Origin of the sequence: Acinetobacter sp. UBA6571 (assembly GCF_002434085.1) — a bacterium.
Lineage (GTDB): Bacteria > Pseudomonadota > Gammaproteobacteria > Pseudomonadales > Moraxellaceae > Acinetobacter > Acinetobacter radioresistens.
In genome coordinates this window covers 22,092-43,327 of record NZ_DJJJ01000058.1, presented here as the reverse complement: position 1 = coordinate 43,327, position 21,236 = coordinate 22,092, and the positions used below count along the sequence as shown (strand labels likewise).

The following is a 21,236-nucleotide window of genomic DNA, read 5'->3' as shown; positions in this document are numbered from 1 at the left end:
ATGGCCTGGTCACGTAATGAAATGGCACAGCGTGCCGCACAGGAGCTTGAAGACGGATTTTATGTCAACCTGGGTATTGGATTGCCGACCCTGGTCGCCAACTATATTCCAGAACAGGTCAATGTCTGGCTCCAGTCTGAAAACGGTTTACTGGGGATTGGAGAGTTTCCAACTGAAGAAACGGTGGATGCTGATCTGATCAATGCGGGTAAGCAGACCGTAACAGCCCGGCCGGGCGCTGCATTTTTCTCAAGTGCCGAATCCTTTGCCATGATTCGTGGTGGACACGTCAATATTGCGATTTTAGGAGCAATGGAAGTTTCCGAACAGGGAGACCTGGCCAACTGGATGATTCCGGGCAAGAAAGTTAAGGGCATGGGCGGAGCCATGGATCTGGTTGCAGGTGTAAAAAAAGTCGTAGTGCTGATGGAGCACTGTGCGAAAGACGGAACACCAAAAATTGTAAAACAGTGTAGCCTGCCACTTACAGGTAAAGGTGTAGTCCACCGGATTATTACTGACCTTGGTGTGATGGATGTCACCGAACAGGGAATCGAGCTGATTGAACTGACTGAACAGGTAAGTTTTGAAGATATTCAGGCTGTAACCGGAGTCAGGCTCATCAATACAATTTCTACAGAACTGGCAGATTAAAATATTTGAATACAAATTTTAAAGTGGTTGTAAACAGCCACTTTAATAAGCTTTGGGAACTAAAAAATTTAATTCAATTAGGATATAAATTTAAAGTGAATAATTAACTATTAAGGACGTGTTAAACTTTGTAAAAAAAAATTAAGAGTGTATCTATAATATATTTTTTTTATATTACATATAAGCAAGGAATCCAAATAATAAGAATTATTCTCTTTTAAATCAATCTATAAAATTGCCTATAATTTCTACAAAATATAAAAATTATCTCTAGTCAGCTAATTTTATAAATAAATTAAATACTTATAAAAGTTTTTATTTAGCCTGCATTTATACTGACAATGTTTACATAAGTTCTCGAATTAGTTGCATTTTTCAATATACAGTTTGCCAAGCATATTGCAAACTGATCATGAGCTTATCAATGACCCTTTTATTTCACTCCAGAGATCTCAAGGTCATTGTTCTCCTCAGCTGGGATAAGAAAGTCAGATAATGGCTTTCTTAGCTCCCATTTAGGGCCCCTTCACTCTCGCTCCCAACCAGGGGCTCTTTTTTTACCTATTAGTTTTGACAGCAGCCGTATCATTAAGCGCAGTAAGATTTTTCTGGTCGTCTCTCTGCTGGTTGTTATGTTTAGTCTCAATAGCCAGTTCAATCATTTCCAGTTTTTCCAAAGTAGCCTCCCGACCAGCTTGCATGCTGGCTTCACGCCCACGCACATCAAAAATATGGGCTTTTTCACGTAAGTCAGGCTGGATTACTATATCAGCATACTTCAACTCTTCATTAGCTAGCCGGTTCTGCATGATATTAATATTCTGATTAAACAGCCCCCAGACATTTGACGTTTCGGTATGAGTGGGCTGTGCCAGAATATCAACTGCAATAATAATATCAGCGCCCAGATCACGTGCCACCTCAACCGGCACCGGACTGGTCAGTCCCCCATCAACATATTCTTTATCACCAATACGGGTAGGAATAAACATGCTCGGAATAGATGCCGATGCGCGTACTGCCTGTCCGGTATTTCCATAGTTAAATACAGTACGGGCACCCTCTTTGAGTTCAGTGGCTACTGCATAAAAAGGTATTTTCATTTTTTCCAGCGGCATGTTATCAACCTGCTGGTTAATATAGTCTTCAACTTTCTTGCCATCAAAAAAGCCTTTCATATCTAGGGTAATATCGCGTACATCGGTGGCTTTCATATTAAGAGCAATACTCCGCAGCTCTTTTGCAGATTTTCCACTGGCATATATAGAACCTACAATACTGCCTGCACTGGTTCCCACAATAAAATCTGGACGGATTCCCTGCTGCTCCAGAACCTCAATTACCCCTATGTGCGCATAGCCCCGGGCACCGCCGCTACCCAAGACCAAAGCCACAACTGGCCGCTGCTCTAGTGTTTTAATCTGAGCAAAAGGAACCTTTTCAAACTGTGCCCGTGCATCAGTGACCATCTGTGCAGCCTGTGGCTCAGATGTTTTAAAATGTTGGCAGCCGGTCAGGCCGACCAGACTCATCCAGAGTAAGCAGAATGTGAGCTGTTTCATGGGCACTTGAGAGATCTGAGTTATTTTTCTGAAAAAGGAATTGTAGAAGTACATTTCAGAAATTGCTGTATAAAATTTATTTAAATTGTCATGATTGGACTCTAAACTCAAGCCATTTGTGAGAAGAATATCGATCATGAATTTATCTGTTCAGTATCTCACTATTTTTCTTATTTTTTTAAAACTGGGTTGTACCTCATTTGGAGGACCAGCTGCACATCTGGTCTTTTTTCACCGCACCTTTGTGGAAAAATATCGCTGGCTGAGTAGCGATGAATATACGCAACTGGTCGCATTAGCCCAGCTTCTTCCCGGCCCTACCAGCAGTCAGGTTGGACTCGGTATCGGTTACTTACAAAGAGGTTATGGGGGTGCACTTCTGGCTTGGCTTGGTTTCACCCTACCCTCTATAATTTTAATGCTGGGCTGTGCACTACTGAGTGTTTCCCTGTCTTCTTGGCTTTCTTCATCAGTTTTTCATATAGTACAACTTATCGTACTGGCCGTCGTAATTTTTGCTTTCTGGCAAATGTTAAAAAACTTCTGTAGTACGGTCTGGCAATTTATTTTGATGCTGGCTTCAGCACTTATTATTTATTTTATACCGCTAGCCATGAGCCAGCTGCTGGTGATTATCTTGGGGGGCGTGGCAGGATTATACTGCGTTCATACAGCGAAACTTGCTGCACCAATAGTTGTAAAAGATCAGCCAGAAATACAAAAAAATGTCTCTACACCCTTTCGTGCCTATTATTGGCTGTTGATATTTGTTGGCCTGTTTATATTACTTTTTATCATGCAATGGTGGGCACCTTCTTTTGCTGTACAAATATTTGAAAGTTTTTACCGTTCAGGCTCACTGGTATTTGGCGGAGGACATGTTGTGCTTCCTCTCTTATACCAGGAACTGGTAACGTCCAGACTAATTGAAGAATCAAATTTTGAACTAGGTTATGCCTTTGCACAGCTTGTACCTGGGCCCTTATTTACTTTTGCTTCTTACTTGGGTGCATTTTTACCGGTTACTTCTTCCCCATTAATTAATGCAGCGATTACTACAGTCGCCATCTTCCTTCCTTCATTTTTACTGATTTTTGGAACGCTGCCTTACTGGTCTATCTTATTAAGGCAGACAAAAATTCAGGCTGCGGTTTATGGAATCAATGCCGCAGTAGTCGGTTTACTGTTGGCGATGGTAGTACAACTCGGACAAAAAGGTATCCAGCACTGGAGTGATATAATTTTTGTTGGACTTGTTATTGCTTTACTAAACAGTAAAATTCCGGTTCTATTGAGTTTACCACTCTCATGTTTAGGCTATTTTTTATTTTCACTTTATTTCTAATCATAAAAAAGCTCCTCGCAAGGAGCTTTAAACAAGCTTTACCAAATATCTGAATCGACTTTTTTCTTGAGTTCCGGATACTTATCTATTTTAAATTCCGGCTCCTTAATGCCTTTTTTAAGCTGAGAGCTATAATCTTTCAATAACATTCGCAAGAAAGGCGTCAGGAGTAAAATAGCAAACAGGTTAATTGTTGCCATTAAGCCCATGGATAGATCCGCCATTGACCAGACCAGTGGTACGCTGGTAATCGCGCCAAAATATACCATTGCCAGTACCAGAAGACGAAATACAAACATGACTTTTGGCTGATTATTGATAAATTGAACGTTACTCTCAGCATAGGCGTAATTCCCGATAATAGAAGAGTAAGCAAACAAGAATAAAATCAGGGCCAGAAAATCATCACCCCAGCTACCGATCTGACTGACCAATGCCATCTGGGTGAGCGTAACGCCCTCAAAACCTGCTTCATGATACAGACCGGAAGCCAGAATGATAATCGCAGTACATGAACACACTACAAAGGTATCTACAAATACCCCAAGCATCTGTACTAGCCCCTGGTCTACCGGATGTTTTACATCTGAAGCAGCTGCAGCATTCGGTGCAGAACCCATGCCGGCTTCATTTGAAAACAGGCCACGTTTGATACCCTGCATCATGGCCATCGATACCATTGCACCAAAAAAACCACCCGCAGCAGCATCAAACTTAAAGGCTTCAGTAAAGATCAGTTTGAATATATCTGGAAGAATACTGAAATTTATTATGGCAATATAAAGTGCAACTGCCAGATAGAGCACAGCCATTAATGGCACCATACGCTCTGCCACGACCGCAATACGCTTGATTCCACCAAAAATAATTGCTGCGGTCATAATGACCAGTACTACGCCAACCCAAGAAACTTCAAAACCCAGTCCACCCAGATCAAGCATAACATTTGCACGGTCCCAGCCCCAGGCATGAGCAGTTGCATCTACAATCGAGTTAGCCTGTACTGCATTAAATACAAAGCCATAAGCTAAAATAAGAGAGAGTGCGAATACAACGCCTAACCATTTCTGCTTTAAACCTTGGGTAATGTAATAAGCTGGCCCGCCACGGAATTGCTGGTTCTGATGATCACGTACTTTAAATAGCTGTGCCAATGAGGACTCAACAAATGCTGAACTCATCCCCAGAAATGCAGTAAACCACATCCAGAATACGGCGCCCGGACCGCCAATTGCAATTGCAATTGCGACACCTGCAACGTTCCCTACCCCAACCCGACTCGCTAGACCCGTAACAAAAGCCTGAAACGGGGTAATACCATGCTGATCGTCACCTTCTTTACGGCTGCCCTTCATTACACGGATACTGTGTAAGAATAGGCGAATCTGAACTGCGCCGGTTAGAAGTGTATAAAACACTCCAACCACCACCAGAAAGACCACCAAAAAATCCCATAAAGGATCATTAAAGAAACTTACCCAAGCCATTAAACGGGTATTTAGTTGTTCATCCATACAATCTCTTGCTACTCAAATTTGTAAAATATCGCCGACTTCAACCTCAATAAAAAAGCCCCGTATGAGGGGGACTTTTTTATGAATGCCTGTTAAGCAAAGAATTTTAGAATCAGCTGAATCACGGTTGCGTTGATCAGGTCAACAAAGAAAGCACCACATAATGGTACGATCAAAAAGGCTTTATGTGATGGACCATACATATTGGTAATCGCCTGCATGTTTGCAACCGCTGTTGGGGTTGCGCCCATACCAAAGCCACAGTGGCCAGCAGCCAGTACTGCGGCATCATAATTCTTGCCCATTACCCGGAAAGTAATGAAAGCTGCATACAATGCCATAGTTAAAGTCTGTGCGCCTAAAATCACTACCAGTGGGCCTGCCAGATCAGCCAGTTGCCACAGTTTTAAAGACAGCAGTGCCATAGCCAGATAAAGTGACAGTGAAGAATTACCAAAGACATCAATTGCACGATCAAAGATATCAACCTTGAATATACTTTCTAGAACGTTACGCAGAACTACCCCACCGCCCAAGGCCCATACAAAGGTTGGCAGTTCAAACCAGGTACCTTTACTGTAACCTGTCATAAACTCAGCAAAGGCCAGACAGGCAGCGAACATGCCCAAGGTCGTAATCGCATTGTCAGCAGTAATCAGGCGTACCTGATGCGGATTTTCAAAAGGTGCAAGCTCGGGAAAATCGGGTGCAGGATGTGTATCCCGATCATTAATCTGACGCACGGTGCGTGGCTGAGACAGGTTGTATCGGTTAATTAAAAGTTTAGCCAATGGGCCGCCAATAATACCGCCAATAATCAGACCGAATGTTGCACTGGCCATCCCCAGAGCAAGTGCGCCTTGAATACCATGTTCAACTTCCAGGATTTCGCCCCAGGCACCCGCTGTACCATGCCCACCGGTCAGAGTAATTGAACCTGCTATCAGACCGATCAGCGGATCAACCCCCAGCAAACTGGCCAGACTCATACCGACTGCGTTTTGTACTACAATAAATGAAGCAACACAGATCAGGAATACCACCAAACCGATACCACCTTCTTTTAGCTTCATAAAGTTGGCACTTAGGCCAATGGAAGCAAAGAAAATCAGCATGAAGCTGGTCTGTAATTCACTGCTAAAAGTAATACTGTAACCCCAGAGGGAATGCACAAGTAACGAGACTACCGCAGCAACCAGACCACCGGCCACAGGTTCGGGAATGTTATAACGACTCAGAAAACCGATCTTGTTTACAAGGAAGCGGCCAAGAAGTAAAACAATTACTGCTGCAATAAGCGTGTAAAACGCATTAAAGGTAAATTCCATAAGAAGATCCATCAAATATGGCTAATGTCTTTCTTCATACTTTATTTTATATAAAATGCCGATTTTATAATCTATAGGCAACTTTACTTCAAATAAATTAAAGTATGCTGTAATCACAAGAATGTATCGCGTCTTTAAGTTAAGGATACATGAACTGTTCTATCTAAGAACGGAAAGTATCAAAACTCGACTGTATTACATCTTGTCTTATATTGAAGAAACATGGCCTTTGCATTTGGACCCCCATCCGGGATGCAAAACACAGCAACTTTAATGTATGGGTAAATACATGTTGAAACTGCTGAACAGGCTTAATACTGAGAGATAAACTCATTATAAGCTCCAAACTGTTGAATGAGTTCTTCTATAGAATACTACCTAGAAGTTGACTCGATGGAAGTTAAATTATCTTGGGTGTACAGATTAAAAAATTTGCTGATTATGCAGTTTTTTTTAAGGGATGTCTTGGGGGGATTGCAAATTTATCTACGACCTTAGTCTGACCTTTTTACTTCATTTTTATTGGAATTAGTCGAAAATATAAGAAAAATTCTTATTTGAATATAAAAAAACTGAGGCATGTGCCTCAGTTTTTATTTTATTTACAATGATTTAGAAATCGTATTTAGCCATCATGCCAATGCGATTATCTTTACCTTTTACACCAGTTGTAGTTTCACGCTCACCATAGACATATTCAGCACCAAAAGTGATTGGTTTAACCGGATTAAACATTACGTTTAACCAGCCTTGCTGCAGTTTTTCATTTGGTTCTTTATTGGCTGCCGTTGCTTTGGCGTCATCATAGAATATTGCGCCGTAGCCCAAGGTACTACGCCACTGCGGTGTGAACTTGTAGGTTGCGCCTAAAGACACAGCATTAAATTCATTCAGCTCAATACCATCGCCCTCAGGGGTATAACGGTTTTCTGTGTAAAGCAGGAACTTGTCATCACCCTTAACATGAGAATAATCAGCATTTAAGGTTAATTGGTCAGTTGGTTTAAAGTTGGCACCCACTGCCAGACCCCAGCCTAATTCTGTTTCATCGAAATAAGGCGCTGGTTGATTTGTTGTGCTATTTAAAGCTCTCGCGCGCACTTCCTGTAACAGCGCACGACCAGTTACTACGCCTGCACCATCAGCAAATTTATGGTTAATTTTAGCAGTAGCTGCTGGCAGACGGTTATCATCATTACCTTTTTCCAGACCCAGGAAGTACCGGGTATTAGCATCTAGAGTATGGCTATAACGCACCATCGGAGTACGGTAGGTTCCGATACCCAGCGGTGCATTAAAGTCGAGCATTTCTGGTGTGGTTTCAGAAGAAAGGAATGATGAAGTAGTCTGACCAAACAGCCAGTCATTATAAGTCAGGTAGGCATGACGAATACGTACTGTGTCATTGCTGCTTCCACCACGGAAATCGACTTCAACTTTACCCCCAATATCTGCACCCTGGATTGGAGTTTTAAAATCCACTCCGACACGTGTAGTAGTCGCAGTTGCATCAAACCGATCTTCAGTGGCTTCCTTATCTGGCGCATTGTCCAGAGTTACTGTATTAATGCGGTTAAAGATCCCTCTTCCACCTTCAAACTGATAAGCTGCATCACCACGGACAAAACCGTAAAGCTTAACTTCCGCACCATTTGCTGTGCGGGCTGTTAAACCGGTTGCAGGCGTAGCAGGTGCCGGCGGGCTGGCATTATTACCAGACTGCTGAGAAAAAGGGACTACTTGAGGTGTAGCTTGCAGTGCTGGAGAACGTGCTACAGTATTTTGCCCCTGATTGGAAGCTTGAGGTAAATGCTGGTGAATCAATGCCTTGAGTTCTTTAACCTCAGCACGAAGCTGTTGAAGTTCTTGTTGTTCTGTCATGGCATGTGCCGAGTTCATCATCAGTGCAGCAACTGCAACCGCGAGTCCCTGTGGCAGAAAAGCTTTTCGGCTAGATACTTTGCTCATCCTAATCTCCAGAAATATTATTATGTCCGCATCCGTGCAAGGTTGGCCAGGTCAGTCTGCAAGTTCAATTATGCTATTCCTTAAGTACTGCCAAACTCTTTTAAAAAATACTGCACTTAAATGCTTACAAAAATTAAAATAAAAACGCTAAAATTCCGTTGTTAGTAACATAATGTGTATTACTTAGGGCTAATGTAACAAGTTCTCTTTGTTATTAAAATCAGTTTTAACGTCTATTTTTAAATTTATGATCGTTTTTTGTGATATAAAACACAAATACCTTATTATTCTTAAGGTTATAAACCGGTATATAAAGCTATTATTTTATTTATAAGACTATTGTATATAGTAGAAGTAACTATAAATCAGCCTGAACCCGGTATTTTTATGAACCCTGAGCAAGTTCGCCATGTCGATGAAGCCATCACTTCCCGTCATTCAGTCCGCGCATTTTTATCCACTCCAGTAGACCCAAAACTGATTCGGGATATTCTTTCAGTAGCCAGCCATGCACCTTCCGGTACCAACACTCAGCCTTGGAAAGTATATGTTGTTTATGGCCAAAAGCGTGATGCTCTAGTTGAAGCCGTATGTCAGGCCCAGATTGAAAGCAGTCAACATCCAGAACTGGCAGCACAATATAAAGAAACTTTTGCCTATTATCCCTCTACCTGGATTTCCCCTTTTATTGACCGGCGTCGTGAGAATGGCTGGGGACTATATGGTTTGCTAGGCATTCAAAAAGGAGAAAAAGAAAAAATGGCTGAGCAGCAGTTACGTAATTTCAAACTGTTCGATGCACCAGTTGGCCTGTTTTTTACCGTTAATAAAATTATGGGAATCGGGTCGAAGATGGATATTTCCATGATGATTCAGAATGTGATGGTTGCCGCTAAAGCTCGCGGTTTAGATACTTGCCCGCAAGCTGCCTGGAATCATTTTCACCCTCTGGTTTTAGAAATTCTGGGCGCTGCGGAAGATGAAGAACTGGTTTGCGCAGTTGCGCTAGGCTACGCCGACCCAGAAGCACTGGTTAATACGTTTATTACTCCACGCGAACCGGTAGAAAATTTTGCAGTTTTTCTGGATTAAACCACAAGAGATCTTTTATATATAGATGCCTTTAACTTTAATCCTTAAAGAGCTAGAGAGTTTCTGCTTTTAAATATACTGGCCACACCAATTACGATAAAGAACAGCATTACCAGTGCCATATTTAGCAGGGGGCTCCAGAACAGAAAATTCAGGATTAATCCGCCAAGCAGGCCACAGGCAAATTGCATACTCCCCATGATTGCGCTGGCTGTACCGGCGCGACTGCCCTGCTCGGCCATCGCCAAGGCCATTGCATTTGGTCCGGTAAAACCAATACCCGAGACAGCCAGAAACAGACCTGACATCACAATAGCAAGTGCAGTATCGTCATACAGTCCTGCACCAAGCAGAATAAAAACACCCATTAACTGGAGAATTCCACCAAGCTTTAAACGCTGTATGATCGACATATTTCGGGCCAAGCGTTTATTAATGGATGAAAATAGGGTAATCCCTACGGCATTAAATCCGAAAGCATAGGCAAAATGCTGCTGACTTAGATGATATTGATCAATCAGGACGGACGCAGCTGAACTGATATAGCAAAACAGCACTGCGCCAGTAAAACAGCCAATCACCATCGGACCACGGAAACTTTTATCCTGAAAAATTGTTTTATATAAACTGAGCACCTGTCTCGCACTTAACTTTAAACGACGTTCAGGTTGCAGAGTTTCCTTAAAAAATAAGGCGACACAAATACAGCAAATTACCCCAATCAGAGCTAAGGCAACGAAAATAGCATGCCATTCAAAATAGATGAGGAGCCAGGCGCCTAAGGCCGGTGCCATAACAGGCGCGATTCCCATCACAATCATCATACTGGCAAAAGCTTGTGCAGAAGCTTGAACATCTAGCCGGTCACGGATTGCAGCACGGGCAATCACAACACCCACACATCCGCCTAGAGCCTGTAATATTCGGCTGAAAATCAGGCTCCATTCACTGGTAGCGAATGCACATAGCAGACTGGCCACGACGTACAGAAGCAAACCAAAATAGAGAGGTTTTTTCCGTCCAATACGGTCACTGACCGGACCATAAATCAGCTGCCCGACAGCAAGTCCCAAGAAATAGGCTGGCAAGGTATTGGCCACCATTTGTGTACTGACGCCAAATTCCTCTGCCATGCCGGGTAAAGCCGGCAGATACATGTCGATCGAAAGCGGGCCTAAAGCAGTCAGCGAGGCCAGCAGCATCAGCCACGGTAAGCTGTAGTGCGAACGACTATTATCCTTGGATAGGTCCATAGATGATTGATGAATTTATAAGATTAAAGACAAGCTTACACGCTCCATAGTATGATTTGTCATAGTGATTCGTGAAGTTTCACATTATGCAGTGTCTTTGAATAATTTTTATACAACCTGTTCTTAAAAAGGTGTCGATTGAAAGCTTGGCTTACCCGTGTTCAGCAGGCCACGTACAATACGTCCTTCATGTATAACGTGCGCATGATTATTGCCTTTACTGCAACCGCATTTGTGCCTTATCTGCTGGGTCAGCAACTGGCGACCATTCCTTTAACTTTGGGTGTAGTCGCGGCTGCACTAAGTGATATTGATGACCGTTTTTCAGTCAGGATTATGAATCTGGTCTATACCTATATCGGATTCTTTATCACGGCTGCTTCTATCCAGTTTCTGTTTCCCTATCCAGTCCTGTTTGCAATTGGGCTGATCATTTCCTGTATTGGCTGGATATTGCTCGGTTCTCTGGGCCGGCGTTATGCCACTATTTCATATGGCTGTCTGGTTATTTCAGTTTACTCAATGTTGGGAGTACACCTGTTTGATCACTGGTATAGCCAGCCTTTGCTCTTGGTCGCAGGCGCAGTCTGGTATGGAGTGATTTCCACCATCAGTTTCCTGCTATTTCCAGTACGTCAGGTACAGGATAAACTTTCCCAATGCTATTCGGCACTGGGTGATTTCCTGTTTGCCAAATCTGCCCTGTTTGATGTTGATATGACACCCGACAGCTATCAGCAAAGTATGATTGACCTGTCACTTGAAAACGGCAAGCTTGTGGGTATTTTCAATGAAATGAAAACTGCCCTGCTCACCCGATTAAAAGGTGACCGGGGTCAACGTGATACCCGTCGCAGTCTGCACTATTATTTTGCGGCCCAAGATATTCATGAGCGGGTTGACTCAGCTCATATTGACTATCAGAAACTGGCAAAAATCTTTGAACATAGTGACATCTTGTTTCGTTTTCAGCGCATTCTCACTATTCAGGGCAAGGCCTGTAAAGACTTGGGTGAAAGTATTTTAAAGCGGACGACGTACCAGCATAACCGCCGCTTTAAGCATGCATTTGAAAATCTGCGTATTTCATTAGAGAAGCTGCGGGACGAACAGTATTATGATCAGGTATGGGTAAATGCACTGTTTGCCTTGTATCGCAACCTGAAATCGATTGATGCCCAGCTGCGCAATGTTGAAACTGAACGTTATGTAGTTGAAAGAAGCAGATACCTTGAAAACCAGCTTAAAGATGATGATTTAAAAGGCTGGGATGATATTGTAATTCGTATCAAACAGCATCTGACACCAGAATCTGTCCTGTTTCGCCATGCTGTGCGTTTATCAATTGTACTGTTTATAGGGTATGTGTTCGTACAGCTCACCAATATTCAATATGGTTACTGGATTTTGCTCACCGCCCTGTTTGTAAGCCAGCCCAACTTTAATGCTACCAAGCGCCGCTTACGTTTGCGTATTGTAGGTACACTGGTCGGTATTATTATTGGATATGCCATTTTATATTTTGTACCTTCAATAGAAGGCCAGCTTTGTTTACTGGTATTAAGCGGCGTTCTGTTTTTTGAGCTGCGCAGTAAACAATATGCCCAAGCTACTGCATTCATTACCATTTTAGCCCTTATCAACTTCAACTTGGACGGAATGGGATTTACTGCCGCCTTACCGCGTATGATAGATACCCTAATCGGCTGCGCGCTGGCATGGTTCGGTGTCAGCTTTATCTGGCCTGACTGGAAATTTCGCCGATTGCCACGCAGTATTCAGCGAGCACTCAGTGCACAGTGCGACTATTTAAATGAAGTCGTTCAGCAATATCATGAGGGCCGTAACAATGGTTTAACCTATCGGATTGTTCGCCGTAGCGCGCACAATACCGATGCTGAAATGGCATCTCTCATTTCTACCCTGGCAACTGAACCCGATTTTGATCCGTTACAGAAAAGTCGGGCATTCGAATTTTTATGTCTGAGTCATACCTTTTTAAGTTACATCGCGGCATTAGGTGCTCATCGGGAACAGGTAAAAGACCAAGAGATTCTTAAACTGCTAGATCAGGCTCTAGATGACATACGCGGCGCCCTGTTACGTGATGAGACACCAGACCTGAGTGCCCAGAATATACTTATTGCAACACGCGAACGTCTCAGACAAGATCATGAAGAAGATCAAAAGTCTCTGATTATTCTGCAACAACTTTCACTAATGCTCAGTATTTTGCAACAGCTCAGTACGCTCAAGCAAAGCCTTAGCAATGAGCAGGATAATGCTGCGACCGAATTGGCTTCCTTGTAATTCAGTCTTAAATTGGCACAATATACTCCCTGAACGGGCAGAATTAATGCTAAACTTTGAAGAGTTTACCATTCATTATTTGCACTATGAACGCGAAAAATACTTATAGCTATACTTTACAGCCGGTCAATTACGAAGTTTCAGAAGCCGAACAGCGTCAGGTTCAGTTGCTGATCTGGCGTAGTACCAACAAGATCGGTATGAAAGCCTGGGCCATTATGGGCGTAATTGCCGTTCTGGCTATTTTGGGTATTATCTTTCTTAAAAACTACTCAACCATTTTCTGCTGGGTAGCTCTGGTTGGTGTAGCGCTTTACCTGCTGGTACGCAAATATGGTCTGGAGTGGTATGTTAAGCGCAAAATGACTGAATTTCCGGTTCAGGAAATCAAGGGAATTCGTTTGGGCGTTCAGCCACATGGCATTGTTATGCGCCAGAAAATGGGTATGCAGGAAGGTGTAGGAACCATCGGCTGGAAAGATGTTTATGAATGGTATGATGCGCCGGACTTTATTCTGATGAATTTTAAAGTAAAAGATCAGCCAGGTGCATATATCCTGCCAAAGCGTATGGACAGCAAGAATTTCTCTTTTGCCGTTATTCGCAAGCATCTCAAAGAAGCGGTGGGTGAACCTAAAACCATCTGAGTATTTTAAAATTCAGAGTTAAAAAACCTCCTGCTTATGGAGGTTTTTTATAAATTACTTAAAATAAATGATAATGAGAATGTCTATTAATCGCAAAATCCATTTTATCTACTTAATTTTTGTTTATAATCGGTGCCATTCTTGGCACATGATAATTCCACTACGCACATGTTTAAAAAAACATTTTTCCAAGTTCACTGGTTTCTGGGGATTACTGCGGGGCTGATTCTCTCGATTATGGGAGTAACGGGAGCAATTTACTCCTATGAACAGCAAATCTTAAAATGGATTAATCAGGACAGTTATGTAGTTCAGGCCGAACAACGTGACAAGCTGACACCTGCCGAGCTGTATCAACATTTCCATCAGCAGTCGCCTGAACTTAAAATTAACAGTATTACAGTCGACACTGATCCAGCTGCTTCTTCTACAGTCAATATCGAGAAAAAAGGAGAGCGCCGCGGTTATAACATGATGGTAAACCCCTATACCGCAGAAGTTCTACCTGAAATTCAAGGACGCAAGTTTTTCCAGTTTATTCAGCAGCTGCACCGTAATCTAACAGTAGGCCCGGTCGGCAAACAGATTACCGGTGCCTGTACATTAATGCTGATTTTCTTTGTGCTAAGCGGACTCTATTTGCGCTGGCCCAAAAAACATTCATGGCGTCAGTGGTTTTTCATTAAACCCCGCTTAAAGGGACGCAACTTTATCTGGGATTTGCATGCCGTAGTTGGGACTTGGGTAGTGATCTTCTATCTGATTTTGGCCTGTACCGGCTTATTCTGGTCATATGAGTGGTGGCGTAATGGTATGTTTAAGGTACTGGGTGTAGAACGTGAACAGCCTGCTTTACAGGGAGGTAACCAGCCACGAGGGCAAGAAAAAGAATTGCAAGCGTCTACCGGTAGAAGCGGTGGACAGCAGACAGGTGACCGTGAAGCTGATCGTAAGCGTGGTCAGGGCCTTCCTCCCGAACAGGTTCAATTGGCACTGACTCAAGCCTGGACAGGCTTTAATGCACAAATTGAACGTGAATATTCAAGTCTGACCCTGACATTACCTAAAAAACCGGATGGTAAAATTGAGCTGTCCTTTACAGATGCTGTGCCTCAACATGAGCGCGCCCGCAATAAAGCAGTCTTCGATTATCGGACATCTCAACTTGAAAATCTTGAGCTTTATGAAGATAAAAAGCTGAATGAAAAAATCATGAGCAGCATGTTACCTGTGCACCGGGGCAGTTTCTTTGGACCGGTTTATCAGTTTTTGGTTATGCTGGCAGCACTGGCCATGCCACTCTTCTTTGTTACAGGCTGGATGCTGTATTTAAAACGCCGCAAGCAGAAAAAACTGACCCAAGCTGCACGTAACAGCAGTACTGCTCATTCTATTGATCCGGATGCAAAATCCTGGCTGATTACCTATGCTACTCAAACTGGTATGTCTGAACAGCTGGCGTGGCGTACTGCAACCAGCTTACAGGAAGCCCGACAACCGGTTACTGTCAAACCGGTACAGCAGCTATATGAGACTGACCTTAAACAGGTAGAGCATGTACTATTTGTAGTGAGTACCTACGGTACTGGTGAAGCTCCAGATCTGGCTACTGGTTTTGTTAAAAAGCTAATGAAGAGTGATCTGGATTTAAGCCACTTGAACTATGCTGTTCTGGCCTTGGGTTCACAGGAATATCCTGATAGTTATTGCAGCTTTGGGCATGAAGTGAATCACTGGTTAAAACGCTCTGGTGCTCATCCCCTATTTGATGTTATTGAAGTTAATAATGGCAGTAATGAAGATATTCAGCGTTGGAATCAGGCCCTGGCTCGGGCTACCCGGCTTGATTTAAGCAACATGAATATTGAAAAAGTATTTGACCAGTGGATACTGGATAAGCGCGAGCTGCTTAATCCGGGCAGCTTGGGTCGTCCGGCCTATAATGTCGAGCTGAAAGCCAAGCATGATGTAATCTGGCAGGCGGGCGATATTGCCGAGATACAGCCGGGCAATAGCCAAGCACGTATTCAAGACTTTCTGAACCAGCATCAGCTGGATGGCAATACGCAAGTAAATTCAATAAATATGAGCCTTGCAGAGGCTTTATGGGATCGTGACCTGACCGGAACGGTTGAAGTCTTTAATAGCGTTGATCAGTTACTGGAACAGTTACCTGCCCTGCCTTCACGCGAGTATTCGATTGCCAGTATACCTTCACAGCAGGTTTTGCGTCTGGTGGTACGTCAGTGTGAAGGAGCAGATGGTCTTGGTTTGGGGTCAGGCTGGCTGACCAAGCATGTACCCTTACACTCACCGGTGGCACTACGCATTCGTACCAATGAATCTTTCCATCTGATCGATGATAATCGTCCAATTATCTGTATTGGTAATGGAACAGGTATCGCAGGACTGATGAGCCTGCTGCACAGCCGTGTACGCCAAGACTATACGCAAAACTGGCTGATTTTTGGTGAGCGCCAACGCAACTGTGACTACTTCTATCAGTCTACCCTAGAAGCGTGGCAAACTACAGGTATGTTGCAACGTCTGGATCTGGCCTTTTCACGTGATCAGGAGCAGCGTATTTATGTACACCATATTTTACGTGAACATAGCGAAGAGCTAAAAAGCTGGATTGAACGTGGCGCAGTAATTTATGTCTGCGGCAGTATTAACGGAATGGCAAGCGATGTAGATCAGGCCCTGATCGATATTTTGGGTGAATGCTGTGTGGATGATCTTCGCCAAAATGGCCGCTATCGCCGTGATGTTTATTAAACTTTAGACTAGATGTAAAAAACCGGGCATATAGCCCGGTTTTTATTTACAAGTTTTGAAATTAACGGAAAAGGCCCGTCTGATAATTTGCCTGTCCTACGCCCGTCGAGGCCTGATAAGGATGAGTAAAGTCTTGCAGACCAGCCGCAGCTTCCTCAACATCTTTACCTTCCTTAACCACGAAACTGTCAAAGCCGGAACGTTTCATATAGTTCAAAACGTCCTTAAAAATATCACCTACTGCACGTAGTTCACCTTGAAAGCCCTGACGACGCAGTAACGCTGCAAAGGAATAACCACGGCCATCATTAAAACCGGCAAACTCAATAAAGATGGCATCCAGTGCATTTAACGGAAACTGGTGATCTTCTGGTGAGTCATTGACTGTCAAATAAAGTGCCTTTTTACCTTGTACTTGTGCCAGCTGCTCCAGCTGTGCTGTAGTCAGTAGGACATCTCCCGTAGGTAACTGACCATCTTCACCAATCAGCTGATAGGTATTATCCGCAATCGTGCCATCTTTATAAAGTACAGGTAATGCTGTATTAAGCATATGCACGCTCCTTAAAGGTCTGAATTCCTACGCGGCGGTAAGTATCAATGAATTTTTCATTGTCTGTACGCAAATCCAGATATGTATTTAAGATTTCTTCAATAATATCTGGTACCACTTCAGCTGCAAATGAAGGCCCGAGAATATCGCCAATAGAAGCGTCATGGTCAGCATTACCACCGAGTGTAATCTGGTAAAACTCAGCGCCTTTTTTGTCTACCCCTAAAATACCGATGTTACCGACATGGTGATGACCACAGGCATTCATACAGCCTGAAATATTCAGATCAAGCTGACCCAGATTATACAGCGTATCCAGGTCTTCAAAACGGCGGGTAATCGCTTCAGCAATCGGAATAGACTTGGCATTTGCCAGTGAACAGAAATCTCCGCCCGGACAGCAGATAATATCTGTCAGGAATCCGATATGTGCACGTGCCAGGTTCTGTGCATCAAGAGTCTGCCATAATTCAAACAGGTCTCTTTGCGGCACATCGACCAGCGCAATATTCTGCTCGTGCGTAGTACGCAGTTCACCAAATGTATAACGGTCTGCCAGGTCAGCAATCAGATTCATCTCTTCCGTAGTCATATCACCAGGCGCCACACCAGCACGCTTGAGCGAAATGGTTACAATACGGTAACCCTGCACTTTATGAGCATGGGTATTGATATTAAACCAGTGCTTGAATTTAGGATGAGCTTCAAACAGTTCAGTAAAGTCTTCATCAGCCAGATTCTGGTAATCAAATGGTGTGAATTCTTCATCCAGCTTTTTAAGAACTTCTGGCTGAATTTTCAGACTTTCACGAGTATGTGCAAATTCGGCTTCGACTTTCTCTGCAAATACTTGTGGTGTCAGGGCTTTAACCAGAATCTTGATCCGTGCTTTATATTTATTGTCACGGCGTCCATGCAGGTTATAGACACGTAATACTGCTTCCAGATACGCAATTAGGTCTTCACGTGGCAGGAATTCACGGATTACACTGCCAATGATAGGAGTACGGCCCAGACCGCCACCTACCATAATTTTATAACCCAGCTCGCCCTGTGCATTACGTACGATATAAACACCAATATCGTGAAACGCAGTCGCAGCGCGGTCAACTTCTGCAAGTGCTGAAACAGCAATCTTGAATTTACGCGGCAAGAAAGCAAATTCCGGGTGAAATGTACTCCACTGGCGGATCAGCTCGCAAGTTGGTCGCGGATCAGCAATCTCGCCTGCAACCACACCGGCATACTGGTCAGTCGTCGTATTACGGATACAGTTACCCGAAGTCTGGATTGCATGCATCTGTACTGTTGCCAGTTCAGCCAGAATGTCAGGCACATCTTCAAGTGCCGGCCAGTTCAGCTGGATGTTCTGACGGGTAGAAACATGCGCATAACCACGGTCATATTTTTTTGAAATTTCAGCAATTTTTCTTAACTGCTTGGAATTCATCAGGCCATAAGGTACTGCCATACGCAGCATAGGTGCGTAACGTTGTACATATAGACCATTCTGGAGGCGCAGTGGACGGTATTCATCCTCGGTAAGTTTACCGGCTAAATAGCGTTCTGTTTGATCACGGAACTGTGCAACGCGTTCATTGACCAGCTGTTGATCGAAATCAGTATATAAATACATGGCGTACGGCTAGATTCATTATAACGGCTGATAGCATAACGAGCTTTGGTTCATCAACAAAATGCGTTTTTTACATATTTAATAGCGGTTTTATTGATAAAGAGCCAAAACACGATGATCAGCTGTTATTCTACCTGTTCCTGTGCAATTTACTGAGACGATTCAGGCCAGTTTCCCTCTCCTAGGCTCTGACCGCTAAATGTATAGCGTGCTTGTGATCGGGAGAACTTGATAGGACAAGCCAGCTGCGGTTCGGTTTTTTTCAGGTCTGCTGCTACAGGCACTTGAACAATCCATTTACGGGCTTGTGCTAAAGGAGAATTTAGGGCCTCATCCAGCCTCAGCACCGGTTCGACACAAATATCCAGTGCTGCAAAAGTATTACTCCACTCTGCCCAGGTTCTCGTTAAGATTTTGGCTTGAATAGCCTGTTTGACTTGTTTTCGGTCATCACTATCAAAAGAAGTACCTTTTTCCAGCAGAACAGGAAGATCCAAGACTTGGGCCAGACCTTGCATAAACTGCGGTTCCAGACTGCCGACAGATAGATAACGGCCATCTTTAGTCTGGTAATAGTCATAATATGTGCCGCCATTTAAGTGTTCCTGTTCTGGCATCTGCGGAGTTTTCCCGGCCAGAGCAGCGGAAGCAGCCATACTGTTTAAAGTCGCTACACAGTCTGTCATGGAAATATCAATATATTGTCCGAGACCGCTTTGCTGACGCTCGATCACTGCGGTGAGAATACCGATGACTGCATGGAGTGAGCCTCCTGCAATATCTGCCACCTGAATGCCCAGAGGGGGTGGACCATCTTTTTCTCGTCCGCTATGGCCTGCGATACCAGCAACAGCAAGGTAGTTAATATCATGTCCTGCCCGGTCCCTATAAGGACCATCTTGACCATAGCCAGTGATTGAACAATAAATCAGTCGCGGATTAAGTTCGGCCAGTACAGCATAGTCTAAGCCTAAACGTTTCATTACGCCTGGCCGGAACTGCTCCACTACAATATCGAATTCACTTATTTTTTGCCTGATCAGTTCAATACTGGTCTTATCTTTCAAATCCAGAGTTACTGACTGTTTATTACGGTTTAAATAACTGTGTGCAGTTGCCTGTCCATTAGCATAAGGCGGTAAAAGCCTGATCAAGTCGGGGCGAGTTGCAGACTCGACATGAATAACTTCTGCACCGAGATCGGCCAGATACAAACTGGCAAAAGGTCCAGGCAATAAAGTCGAGAAATCCAGTACCTTCAGTCCATTTAAAGGGGTAGTCATTATTGTTTTATCCAGATAAGGTTTCATTTCATCTTAAAAAGATAAAATCGGGTAAACAATGTCATGTTCAGCCATTTACCTTGATCATTTCGGCAATTTATCATGTAAAAATGGTAGTCTACCTATTGTAAATTGCCAATTAAATAATTTTTAGCGTCATTTAGGTCAACCACACGTGAACATAAAAGAGACTGAAGGATTTAACATGAGCCGCGATACGATCAGTATCCATTTCGTCAATGCGGCTCTGACTGGTGTAAAACGCCTCGGCATGGATGTAGAAACCTTACTTTCACATGTCGGTATCGAGGCCGAACTGCTACGCCAGCCGAAAGCTCGTATCTCGCCTGAACAGTACACCCGTTTCATTAAAATGCTATGGATGGTCACTCAGGATGAACACGTCGGTTTTGACGTACAGCCACGTCGGCTCGGCACTTTTGCCATTATGTGCCAGCTGATTATACATGCCAAAACTCTCGGTGATGCACTAGAACTTTCTTCACAGTTTTATAAGCTGTTTGGTGATGAATGGTCAGTTACGCTAGAGCGTGACAAGCATGAAGCACGGTTGGTGCCATTAATTCCTAAAAGTATGGACCCGGACCACTTTATTACTGAAAGTATGCTGATGATCTGGCATGGTCTGGCTTCTTGGCTGATCGGACGCCGCATACCGCTAGAACGGGTACATTTTGGTTATGGCCGCCCTGCCCATGCAGATGAATATGATGCGCTATTTTTTGCGCCGGTCATGCAGTTTGATGCACCACGTACTGAAGTAACTTTCGCTGCCGACTATCTGGACCTGCCCATCCGTCAGAATGATGAGTCACTGGAAGAGTTCCTGAAAACTGCGCCAGCACAACTGCTGGTGAAATTCAAAAATGTAAATTCTCTTACATCGCGTATTCGTGATGTGTTAAAGAGCCAGATTGGCGAAGAGATGCCAACCTTAAACGATGTTGCTTCCATGCTTTATCTGTCACCGCAGACCCTGCGCCGCCGTCTGGCTGCAGAAGGTAAAAGTTATCAGGGAGTTAAAGATGCCTTACGCCGCGATGCTGCCATTCACCTGCTGCTTAATCCGGAATTAACCTTGGAAGATGTTGCACAGCAGGTCGGTTTTAGTGAAACCAGCACCTTCCACCGCGCTTTCAAGAAATGGACTGGTGTCACCCCGGGTCTGTACCGCCAATTACATGGTTATCATTAAGTCTTAACTCAATTTCCGAGTTTTCCTCCGCCCAGGTGTAAACACTTGGGCTTTTTTATAATTATTTATATTCAGTATTGGCAAAAACCAACATTTA

The 21,236-nt window shown here is 43.6% G+C and carries 15 protein-coding genes; 7 read left to right on the top strand and 8 right to left on the bottom strand.

The features are described 5' to 3' along the window. Complete coding sequence (locus tag B3X18_RS11545) at nucleotides 1-654, top strand: CoA transferase subunit B (RefSeq protein WP_034688395.1); 654 nt, start codon at nucleotides 1-3, stop codon at nucleotides 652-654. Nucleotides 655-1,211: 557 nt separating this feature from the next. Here B3X18_RS11545 and B3X18_RS11540 read toward each other — a convergent pair. Next, a complete protein-coding gene (locus tag B3X18_RS11540; RefSeq protein WP_005407005.1) occupies nucleotides 1,212-2,216 on the bottom strand; it encodes a patatin-like phospholipase family protein in 1,005 nt (334 codons plus the stop codon). Nucleotides 2,217-2,352: 136 nt separating this feature from the next. Here B3X18_RS11540 and chrA point away from each other — a divergent pair, with 136 nt between their 5' ends. Further along, the gene (gene chrA, locus B3X18_RS11535; RefSeq protein ID WP_034688393.1) at nucleotides 2,353-3,561 is read left to right on the top strand and encodes a chromate efflux transporter; all 1,209 of its coding nucleotides are present in this window, start codon (nucleotides 2,353-2,355) and stop codon (nucleotides 3,559-3,561) included. A 38-nt stretch (nucleotides 3,562-3,599) separates the two neighbouring features. Here chrA and B3X18_RS11530 read toward each other — a convergent pair whose 3' ends face one another. The 3 genes from B3X18_RS11530 to B3X18_RS11520 all read right to left on the bottom strand — a co-directional run bounded on the left by B3X18_RS11530 (nucleotide 3,600) and on the right by B3X18_RS11520 (nucleotide 8,371). Beyond that, nucleotides 3,600-5,075: an alanine/glycine:cation symporter family protein gene (locus B3X18_RS11530; RefSeq protein WP_005024851.1), complete on the bottom strand. Its 1,476-nt coding sequence runs from the start codon at nucleotides 5,073-5,075 to the stop codon at nucleotides 3,600-3,602. A gap of 92 nt (nucleotides 5,076-5,167) precedes the next feature. Continuing rightward, on the bottom strand, nucleotides 5,168-6,403 hold the full coding sequence (gene gltS, locus B3X18_RS11525; RefSeq protein ID WP_005016037.1) for a sodium/glutamate symporter: 1,236 nt from the start codon (nucleotides 6,401-6,403) through the stop codon (nucleotides 5,168-5,170). 612 nt (nucleotides 6,404-7,015) lie between these two features. Continuing rightward, on the bottom strand, nucleotides 7,016-8,371 hold the full coding sequence (locus tag B3X18_RS11520; RefSeq protein WP_286935613.1) for a DcaP family trimeric outer membrane transporter: 1,356 nt from the start codon (nucleotides 8,369-8,371) through the stop codon (nucleotides 7,016-7,018). 387 nt (nucleotides 8,372-8,758) lie between these two features. Between B3X18_RS11520 and B3X18_RS11515 the strand changes: the two genes are divergently transcribed. Then, nucleotides 8,759-9,463, top strand: a complete 705-nt coding sequence (locus tag B3X18_RS11515; protein ID WP_005406950.1) for a nitroreductase — start codon at nucleotides 8,759-8,761, stop codon at nucleotides 9,461-9,463. Nucleotides 9,464-9,507: 44 nt separating this feature from the next. Here the strand turns inward: B3X18_RS11515 and B3X18_RS11510 are convergent, their stop codons facing one another. Beyond that, nucleotides 9,508-10,716, bottom strand: a complete 1,209-nt coding sequence (locus B3X18_RS11510; protein ID WP_026444220.1) for a multidrug effflux MFS transporter — start codon at nucleotides 10,714-10,716, stop codon at nucleotides 9,508-9,510. Nucleotides 10,717-10,854: 138 nt separating this feature from the next. Here B3X18_RS11510 and yccS point away from each other — a divergent pair, with 138 nt between their 5' ends. The 3 genes from yccS to B3X18_RS11495 all read left to right on the top strand — a co-directional run bounded on the left by yccS (nucleotide 10,855) and on the right by B3X18_RS11495 (nucleotide 16,451). Next, a complete protein-coding gene (gene yccS, locus B3X18_RS11505) occupies nucleotides 10,855-13,026 on the top strand; it encodes a YccS family putative transporter (RefSeq protein ID WP_034671159.1) in 2,172 nt (723 codons plus the stop codon). Between the two features lie 86 nt (nucleotides 13,027-13,112). Next, nucleotides 13,113-13,673: a hypothetical protein gene (locus B3X18_RS11500; protein WP_005016053.1), complete on the top strand. Its 561-nt coding sequence runs from the start codon at nucleotides 13,113-13,115 to the stop codon at nucleotides 13,671-13,673. Between the two features lie 168 nt (nucleotides 13,674-13,841). Beyond that, nucleotides 13,842-16,451 carry a PepSY domain-containing protein gene (locus B3X18_RS11495; RefSeq protein ID WP_034680289.1) on the top strand — a complete coding sequence of 870 codons (2,610 nt, stop codon included), beginning with the start codon at nucleotides 13,842-13,844 and terminating at the stop codon, nucleotides 16,449-16,451. Between the two features lie 61 nt (nucleotides 16,452-16,512). On the opposite strand, the gene B3X18_RS11490 is transcribed toward B3X18_RS11495, so the two are convergent. The 3 genes from B3X18_RS11490 to B3X18_RS11480 all read right to left on the bottom strand — a co-directional run bounded on the left by B3X18_RS11490 (nucleotide 16,513) and on the right by B3X18_RS11480 (nucleotide 19,923). Continuing rightward, nucleotides 16,513-17,004, bottom strand: a complete 492-nt coding sequence (locus B3X18_RS11490) for a DUF934 domain-containing protein (protein ID WP_034671163.1) — start codon at nucleotides 17,002-17,004, stop codon at nucleotides 16,513-16,515. After that, nucleotides 16,997-18,640 (bottom strand): nitrite/sulfite reductase, encoded by a 1,644-nt coding sequence (locus B3X18_RS11485; protein ID WP_005024837.1) that lies wholly within the window; start codon nucleotides 18,638-18,640, stop codon nucleotides 16,997-16,999. Before B3X18_RS11485 ends, B3X18_RS11490 begins: the two co-directional genes overlap by 8 nt. Nucleotides 18,641-18,789: 149 nt before the next feature. Next, nucleotides 18,790-19,923 (bottom strand): CaiB/BaiF CoA transferase family protein, encoded by a 1,134-nt coding sequence (locus B3X18_RS11480; protein ID WP_005024835.1) that lies wholly within the window; start codon nucleotides 19,921-19,923, stop codon nucleotides 18,790-18,792. Between the two features lie 205 nt (nucleotides 19,924-20,128). Between B3X18_RS11480 and B3X18_RS11475 the strand changes: the two genes are divergently transcribed. Further along, nucleotides 20,129-21,139 (top strand): AraC family transcriptional regulator, encoded by a 1,011-nt coding sequence (locus B3X18_RS11475; protein ID WP_005024833.1) that lies wholly within the window; start codon nucleotides 20,129-20,131, stop codon nucleotides 21,137-21,139. Nucleotides 21,140-21,236 lie beyond the last annotated feature (97 nt).